This is a genomic window from endosymbiont of Riftia pachyptila (vent Ph05) (assembly GCF_000224455.1).
In the GTDB taxonomy this organism is placed as follows: domain Bacteria; phylum Pseudomonadota; class Gammaproteobacteria; order Chromatiales; family Chromatiaceae; genus Endoriftia; species Endoriftia persephonae.
Genome location: NZ_AFOC01000133.1, coordinates 1 through 6,802 on the forward strand (window position 1 = coordinate 1; position 6,802 = coordinate 6,802).

The following is a 6,802-nucleotide window of genomic DNA, read 5'->3' on the forward strand; positions in this document are numbered from 1 at the left end:
ATGGTGACCACCCCAGCCGGGGCCAAAACCAGGACCATATCCACCGTGGGCGAATACACCGTTGACCAGACCAATAACAAGTACGGAAGCGGCAGCGACACCCAGAAATTGTTTGGTTGTCTGTTTCATGACTCTCTCCTTTTTGCGTTACAGTGAATCGAATCGGTTGTTCAGGCTCTTGCCTTGATTTCTATAAAACCGCACTTGTGTAAGCCGTCAGTGTCGAAAAAGAGGCGTTTTGTAATCTTATGTAACAGGGGCCTTGAGAATTACCGAGCGTTACAATTCACTCCCGCACAAGTAGAAAAAACCCTTTAGATTTGGAGCCATGGACACCCCTCAAGACCACATATTGGTCGTCGATGACGACCCCGAGATCCGACACCTGCTCAAGACTTATCTGGAGAAGAATGGTTACCAGGTCACGACAGCGGCAGAGGGCACCGGCATGTGGATGGCGTTGGACCAGGCCCGCATCGATCTCATCACCCTTGATCTGATGCTGCCCGGCGTTGACGGAATGGAGCTCTGCCGTACCCTGCGCACGCGTTCCAGGATTCCGGTGATCATGCTGACGGCACGAGGCGATGAGATGGATCGCATCCTGGGTCTGGAGATGGGAGCGGACGACTATCTGGCCAAGCCTTTCAGCGCCAGGGAGCTGCTGGCCCGGATCAAGGTGGTACTGCGCCGGGTACGGGACCTGCCCATCGACCCGCTGGCGGATGCCCCGGAGCGGCTCATATTCTCCGACTGGATCCTGGACACCCGAACCCAGCACCTCACCTCACCCGACGGTCTGGTGGTCCCCCTGAGCAACGCCGAGTATCGGCTATTGCACGTGCTGCTGACCCACCCCAACCGAGCACTCACCCGCGACCAATTGCTTGACCTGACCCAGGGGCGGGACGGCGGCCCCTTTGACCGCAGTATCGACGTCCTGATCGGCCGGTTGCGCAGACGCCTCGGCGACGATGCCAAGCAGCCAAAACTGATCAAGACCCTACGCGGTCGCGGCTACTTGCTCGCAAGCAAGGTCTCGTCAGCCATCTGAAGGGGAGACTCAAGGTGCCAAAATCACTTTTTGGAAGGCTGGTACTGTTGTTGCTGACGGGCCTGGTCCTGGCTCAGTTGCTCTCGGCTTTCATCCTGTTGCGTGACCGGGGACAGGTACTCTACGAGTCCATTCGAGAGAACCTGATCGTCCGTACAGCAGGCATTGTCCGCCTCCTTGACTCCCTTCCCGCCCATGATCGCCAACAGCTAGTGCCGTTATTGGCCAGCCCGGAGCTACAGATCACCCTCTCTGAGCAACCGGCTTCAATCCCGGAAGCGGATCAGAATTCCCATCCCACTTCCGAGATGGTCAGACATCAACTGCTGAAACAGCTGCCGCAGAATACCGAGGTACGGGTCTCCATCGAAAGCTCGGTCATGGAGCCGCAGATGCCGCAGATGCACCGCCAACATATGATGAGCGGTGGCCCCATGTCAGGCCCCTGGGCCTACATGCACGGACTGCATACCATGGCACAATTTTTCCACATCCAGGTGAGGTTACAAGACGGCACCTGGGTACGCTTCGAGCGCGGTCTTTCCGAGCGCATGTTCGATTGGCCAACTCGGCTCCTCATCGTCCTGGCTATTTTGCTGATCAGCGTAATCCTGCTCTCACTCATCGGCGTACGTTCGATCATCCGTCCCTTGCGGGATCTGAGGCGAGCGGCGGAAGGGCTCGGCAAGGATATCCAGCAGCCGCCACTCAAAGAGACCGGCCCCGCCGAGGTCAAGGATACGGCGAAAGCCTTCAATACCATGCAAACTCGCCTGAAAAACTATATCGAAGACCGGGCGAGTATCCTCGCGGCAGTCTCCCACGACCTCAAGACACCACTGACCCGAATACGTCTACGCACGGATCTAATGGACGACGAGGAACTGCGGGCAAAGACCGAAAAGGATCTCGATGATATGGAGTCCATGGTGAGCGCAACTCTGGACTTCATGCGGGGTACCGAAACAAGAGAACCCAGCCAGCGCCTGGATCTGATGGCACTGCTGGAAAGCATTCAGGAGGATGCCCAGGAAGCGGGCAAGGATGTGCAACTCCATGGCCAGATAATCGCGCCCTACGATGGCAAACCTCTGGCGCTGAAACGCTGTATCGTCAACCTGGTGGAGAACGCCGTGCGCTATGGCGGGCAAGCCGATATCAGGATTGAAGATACAGAAACAGAGGTTGTCATATCCATCTGCGACAAGGGTCCAGGCATTCCCGAAGGGTCACTGCAGAAAGTATTTGACCCATTCTTTCGTCTGGAAAGCTCCCGTGCCCAACAGACTGGAGGGACGGGACTAGGTCTTGGGATTGCGCGAAACATCGCGCGCGCCCATGGCGGCGACCTAATTTTGCATAACCGCTCCGAGGGCGGACTCTGCGCCAAGCTGAACCTGCCGCGATGAATACCCTGATACTGATTGCGCTCGCCTTGTTGGCGGGAGCCCTCCTGACACCGATTTTGATTCACCGGGCCTATCGCGCTCCGAGGATCCAGGAGCATAGATCGCCAGCGGATCTAGGGCTGCCCTACCGGGCCGTGCGCATCCCAACCGCAAACGGCAAGCGCCTGTTTGCCTGGTTCATTCCACTCCCGGAAGGCATCAAAAACGGCCCTGCGGTGGCCGTGATACATGGCTGGGGCGGCAACGCCGGGCACATGCTGCCGTTCGCCTCCCTGCTCCATCACGAAGGCTATGCCGTACTGCTGCTAGACGCCCGCAATCACGGCAACAGCGATGATGACAGTTTCTCTTCCATGCCACGCTTCGCCGAAGATCTCGAGCACGGGCTCGACTGGCTGGGCCGCCAGCCACGCATTGACCCGCAGCGGCTGTACCTGCTCGGCCACTCTGTGGGGGCAGCTGCGGCGCTGCTGGTAGCCTCCCGCCGACAGGATCTGGCCGGCGTGATAAGCATCGCCGCCTTCGCCCACCCCGTAGAGATGATGCGCAGGCAGATGCGCTCGCACCATATTCCATACCTGCCCATCGGCTGGCTGGTGCTGCGCTATATCGAACGGACCATCAAGGCCAACTTCGATGATATCGCCCCCTGCAACACCATCCGGCAGGGGAGCTGTCCGGTGCTGCTGGTACACGGCGAGGAGGACGAGAGCGTTCCGCTGGCGGATGCACGGCGGATATATGCCAACCGCCTCGACGACCGGGTGAAACTGCTGCTATTGCCTGAAACCGGCCACGACTCCAGGGAGGCCATCTCCACACACGGTGAATCGCTGCTGGCGTTCCTCCGGCGAAGTGCATAGGGATTGCCCATCGCCATGGGGCGGAGAGATGCGGGTTAACGCGTATCGCCAACCCGCAGAAACGACGCAAAGCGCGGAATACCGTTGTTGGTAAAACCCTGATACTTGAATGTGATCACACTGCCGACCGCAGGTGGCGCCGCGCGTTCCCGATCTGTCAGGCCGGAGCCGATATAGAAGCGCTTGTTTCCCTCGATCTCTACCCATAGGGCCCCGGTCATTCCGTGGTATTTCCCCTTGCCAGGCCGATAGCCAACCACCCTACCCTCCATATCATCAAAGCGTTTTACCTTGAGGGCGTTGGGACTGCGGCCTGTTTCGTAAGGGCTGCCAGGATTTCTCAATACCACTCCCTCGCCACCGGCCGCATCCACCGCCATCAGCCGCGTCATAACATGGGCAACATCTCGACAAACGGCTTGAGGGATAATCCGCAACTGCTCAACCGAATCACGCGCCAAGTATTGCCGCAGTCGCCCCAAGCGGGCATCCAGACCGCCCGGCGCATTCGGTACCTCGAAGATGTTGTAGGTGATGCGGCGCCAACCCGGGTGCGGCTGATCGCGCGACGTAATGGAGAGGATCTCTTCAAAGCGCCCCCTGGCGATCCACAATTCACCGTCCAGTTCAAAAGGGGGAAGCTTCTCGGTAAACCAGCTGGGGGCAGCAAACAGCTTGCCCTGGCGCGACAGCAGCTGTCGGCCGTCCCAATAGGCCCGTACGCCATCGAGCTTCTCGCTCATAAACCAGCCGCTGACATCCATCCCCGGCCGATACTTCGTCAGCAGCAGGAGATCCAGCGCCGCGGCATGGGCCGTCAAGGTAACAAACAGCACCAACAACCAGCCCAAACAGATCCCTGTCCTCTTCATTGATCACAGCTCCTTGTTGATCGAGTCAGCACAGACGCTAACAATCGACCGGTAGTGATGGCAATCACCGCCACATCTGAAATGGCCCTCGGTCCGCGATTGGGGGGATAATGGAGCGATCATGCACACTATTCCCGATAGCCGGGGACAGGAGGTCCCCATGTCATCAAGGATTCAGACGGCCCTGCACCACTATTTTGGCTTCACCGAGTTACGCCCCGGCCAACAGGCGGTGATGCAACATCTACTCGACGGCCACTCAGCGACTGCTGTGTTCCCCACCGGTGGCGGAAAATCCCTCTGCTATCAGTTACCCGCGCTGTTGCTGCCCGGCGTAACTTTGGTCGTCTCGCCACTGATTGCGCTGATGAAGGATCAGATAGATGCGCTCACCGCACGCGGCATCAGCGCCTGCCGACTCGACTCCTCACTCACTGCCGATGAGTACCGGAAGGTGGTGCAGCAACTTAAAAGCGGTGAGCTGCGGCTGCTCTACGTCGCCCCAGAGCGGTTCAATAATGAGCGATTCAGGGCGATGTTAAAGCCTATCCAGATCGCCCTGTTTGCCGTGGATGAGGCACACTGCATCTCGGAATGGGGGCACAATTTCCGTCCCGACTATCTCAAGCTGGCGGGGTTCGCTCGCCAGTTCGGCGCCGAACGCATACTGGCTCTGACGGCCACCGCCACGCCAGCAGTGCTGGAGGATATCTGCCGGCTGTTCGAGATCAAACCAGACTGCGCGGTGAGCACTGGCTTTTACCGCCCCAACCTCAACATCGAGACCACCGTAGTCGAGGCGTCAGAGCGCGACCGGGTGTTGCTCGAGGCGATCAGCCGCAATCCCCCCGGCCCGGTCATCGTCTATGTCACCCTGCAAAAGACTGCCGAGGCGGTTGCCCAACGGCTTGCCGATGCCGGGTTACCCGCCCGCGCCTATCACGCCGGACTCAAGGATGATATCCGTGGCGAGGTCCAGGAGTGGTTCATGAGAGCCAGCCACGCCATCGTGGTCGCCACCATCGCCTTCGGCATGGGGGTGGACAAGGCGAATATCCGTGCGGTCTATCACTACAACCTGCCCAAGAGTCTGGAGAACTACTCGCAGGAGATCGGCCGTGCCGGGCGTGACGGCGCACCTTCAGTGTGCCAAATGCTGGTCTGCCCCGACGACCTGAACGTGCTGGAAAACTTCGTCTATGGCGACACCCCAGATAAAGCCGCGTTGTATGGTCTAATCGATGAGCTGTTCGCTCAGGAGCCGAGCTTCGACGTCAGCCTCTATACCCTGTCGGCCCGGCACGACATCCGCCCGCTGGTGTTGCGAACGCTGCTTACCTACCTGGAGTTGGCGGGCTATCTGGAAGGCGGCACCCCCTTCTACGCTGACTACAAATTCAAACCCCTGCAAAGCTCAGCCGAGATCCTCTCCCGCTTCAAGGGGGAACATCGTAATTTTCTCGCCGCCCTGTTTCGGCATGCGGTCAAGGGCAGAATCTGGTTCAGCATTGATCCGACCGAAGCCGCCGTAGCGCTGCAAACAACCCGCGACAGGATCGTACAAGCGCTCGAATGGCTGGGGGAGCAGCAGCTACTAGAGGTGAAGGTCGCCGGCATACGCCACCGATTCCAGCGGATGCGACAACCGGACACCACCGAGGCTTTGGCCAGTGAGCTGTACCAACGCCTCATCAAACGGGAAGACGCGGAGATCCATCGTCTGCAACAGATATTGGATCTGGTCACCCTGGACGGCTGTCAGAGCAACGCCCTGGCACAGCATTTCGGCGAACAGCGTGAAGCCCCCTGCGGCCATTGCAGCTGGTGCCGACGTGGCAGTAGCGAGCTCCCGCCACGCCGAGCACAAACAATCAGTGACACATTCTGGCAGGAGGTCAGCGCCGTCAGGCAGGAGCAGACCGAAATACTGATGCAGCCGCGCCTGTTGAGCCGTTTCCTGTGCGGTATCACATCGCCGCGCCTGAGCCGGAGCAAACTGACCCGCCACCCCCTGTTTGGCAGCTTGGAGAACGTATCCTTCATGACCGTGCTGAGCCAGGCCCAGAAGAGCATCTAGCAGGCTGTTGAAATTCGCTCAGGTGAGTGCGTGGCAAGGCAAAATCGGGCGAAAAAGCGCAGTTTACTGAAGTAAATGAGCATTTTGAGGCCGATTTTAACGCCGGATCGCGCCGCCTGAGTAGAATTTCAACAACCTGCTAGGCGAAACTCCCGCTCCTTACCTACATCCATGTAGGCATGGATGCCAATATCAAGCGTGTCGATGAAAGCAGCACAGGTGCCTATCACTTTCCGGAGTTTAAGGGGAGAGGGCCGATCGTCTGAAGTCTCGTATTGAGGCGACCGAACGGGATCCGCTCCTGCTCCAACCGAATATTGTTTCTCAAGCGATCTTCATACAACAGCCGATAGCACATCTGCCCCTCGCTATCGAGATGTGGCAACCGGGCGGTCGTGCGTTTGCTGGAACTCTCCTCCACCCAGGCGTCGAATAGCGCCTCCAGCGTGCTGGGCTCCATCAGTAGCGACTTCACATGGGGGAAATAGGCCCCGCCGTGAAACGCTCGAACTCACAGGTTTTGCGCA

General features: G+C 58.8%; 6 protein-coding genes. 4 read left to right on the top strand and 2 right to left on the bottom strand.

The window, feature by feature from the left end; translation table 11 throughout:
• The first annotated feature begins 328 nt into the window (after nucleotides 1-328).
• From RIFP1SYM_RS15065 to RIFP1SYM_RS15075, 3 genes are read left to right on the top strand one after another with little or no spacing between them, the layout of a single operon-like run.
• Nucleotides 329-1,054 carry a response regulator gene (locus RIFP1SYM_RS15065; RefSeq protein WP_005966376.1) on the top strand — a complete coding sequence of 242 codons (726 nt, stop codon included), beginning with the start codon at nucleotides 329-331 and terminating at the stop codon, nucleotides 1,052-1,054.
• Between the two features lie 14 nt (nucleotides 1,055-1,068).
• On the top strand, nucleotides 1,069-2,463 hold the full coding sequence (locus RIFP1SYM_RS15070; RefSeq protein WP_005966377.1) for an ATP-binding protein: 1,395 nt from the start codon (nucleotides 1,069-1,071) through the stop codon (nucleotides 2,461-2,463).
• The gene (locus RIFP1SYM_RS15075; protein ID WP_005966378.1) at nucleotides 2,460-3,326 is read left to right on the top strand and encodes an alpha/beta hydrolase; all 867 of its coding nucleotides are present in this window, start codon (nucleotides 2,460-2,462) and stop codon (nucleotides 3,324-3,326) included. The genes RIFP1SYM_RS15070 and RIFP1SYM_RS15075 overlap by 4 nt, the downstream gene beginning before the upstream one ends.
• Nucleotides 3,327-3,361: 35 nt before the next feature.
• Here the strand turns inward: RIFP1SYM_RS15075 and RIFP1SYM_RS15080 are convergent, their stop codons facing one another.
• Nucleotides 3,362-4,198, bottom strand: a complete 837-nt coding sequence (locus tag RIFP1SYM_RS15080; RefSeq protein WP_005966379.1) for a DNA ligase — start codon at nucleotides 4,196-4,198, stop codon at nucleotides 3,362-3,364.
• Nucleotides 4,199-4,358: 160 nt separating this feature from the next.
• On the opposite strand from RIFP1SYM_RS15080, the gene RIFP1SYM_RS15085 reads away from it, so the two are divergent.
• On the top strand, nucleotides 4,359-6,275 hold the full coding sequence (locus tag RIFP1SYM_RS15085) for a RecQ family ATP-dependent DNA helicase (RefSeq protein WP_006474923.1): 1,917 nt from the start codon (nucleotides 4,359-4,361) through the stop codon (nucleotides 6,273-6,275).
• A 226-nt stretch (nucleotides 6,276-6,501) separates the two neighbouring features.
• Here the strand turns inward: RIFP1SYM_RS15085 and RIFP1SYM_RS15090 are convergent, their stop codons facing one another.
• On the bottom strand, nucleotides 6,502-6,750 hold the full coding sequence (locus RIFP1SYM_RS15090; RefSeq protein WP_005966382.1) for a Wadjet anti-phage system protein JetD domain-containing protein: 249 nt from the start codon (nucleotides 6,748-6,750) through the stop codon (nucleotides 6,502-6,504).
• Nucleotides 6,751-6,802 lie beyond the last annotated feature (52 nt).